This window comes from Microvirga sp. P4_A5 (genome assembly GCF_056402495.1).
Genome location: NZ_JBFUHH010000205.1, coordinates 1 through 1,239, shown reverse-complemented (window position 1 = coordinate 1,239; position 1,239 = coordinate 1). Strand labels below are relative to the sequence as shown.

Genomic DNA, 1,239 nt, shown 5'->3' with positions numbered 1-1,239 from the left:
AAGCGGACCGGACGGAATCGTAAGGCCGTTGCCGATCCCCGTCGCACCGTCGACGACCGCGATGGCGCAATCCTTCGCCAGGGACGGATTCTGAAGACCGTCATCCATCACGATGGCGGTGGCGCCCGTCTCGAGGGCGAGCCGGGCTCCGGAGGGGCGATGGCGCGAGACGATCACGGGCGCTGTCGCGGCAAGGAGAAGCGGTTCGTCGCCGATTTCGACGGACGAGTGCTGGGGTTCGACCTGCAGCGGGCCGCTCTCGCTCCCGCCGTAGCCGCGAGACAGGAAAACGGGGAATTCGCCGGATGCGGCGAGAAGTTCGGCGACGGCGATGGCGGTCGGCGTCTTGCCGGCGCCGCCGACCGTGAAATTCCCGATGCAGATCACCGGCAACGCCGCTTTCTCGCCCTTCAGGCTCATGCGACGGCCGGCAATCGCGCCATAGAGGAAGCTCGTGGGAAACAGCAGAATGCTCGGCAGGGACAGCCTTTGGCGCCACCAGAACGCCGGGGCGCGCATCAGCGGCGCGCTCCGAGCTTCGCCTGAACGATGAAGGGTTCGATAGATTGCATCGTGCGGTCGACCGCGCCGCCGAGCGCCATGACGGCGTCGGAGGCGGCGCGTGCCATGTCGCGCGTCAGCGCGGTATTGCTCAGCAATTCGCTGACCGCGCGCGCAAGCGACGCGCTGTCCTTCACCATCAGCGCGCCACGCGCGGCCCCGATGCTGGCGTAGATATCTTCAAAATTGTGGATGTGCGGACCATGGAGAATGGCCGCTCCGAGCTTTGCGGGTTCGATGGGATTCTGGCCGCCATGCGCCACCAGCGAACCGCCCATGATGACGATCGGCGACAGGCGATAGAACAGGCCCATTTCCCCCACGGTGTCGGCGATGTAGACGTCGGTGGCGCGATCGGGATGGATTCCTTGCGAGCGTTGACTCGCACGCAAGCCGTTGTTTTCGGCGATGCTCGCGATTTCCGCGCCCCTGTGCGGATGACGCGGAGCGATGATGGTCAGAAGATGCGGGTGGCGCTGCGACAACGCGCGATGAACCGCAAGGATCGCGGTTTCCTCGCCCGGATGCGTGCTCGCGGCAAACCAGACCGGTCTTCCCGCGAGGAGGCCCGACAGGTGCGCGACCACACGCGGATCGGCGGGCGGGGGCGGTGAATCGAATTTCAGATTGCCGGTGACGAGCACGCGCGGCGCGCCCAGGATATCGAGGCGCTCGGCG

2 protein-coding genes are annotated in these 1,239 nt (G+C 66.5%); both read right to left on the bottom strand.

The genetic code is table 11. From position 1 onward, the window contains the following. The coding region (lpxK, locus tag AC1DVM_RS23150) for a tetraacyldisaccharide 4'-kinase (protein WP_477258488.1) at nucleotides 1-519 on the bottom strand (519 nt) is incomplete at its 3' end. Then, nucleotides 519-1,239 (bottom strand): 3-deoxy-D-manno-octulosonic acid transferase (locus tag AC1DVM_RS23145; protein ID WP_477258486.1); only part of this gene is annotated, 721 nt, incomplete at its 5' end. The genes lpxK and AC1DVM_RS23145, both read right to left, overlap by 1 nt.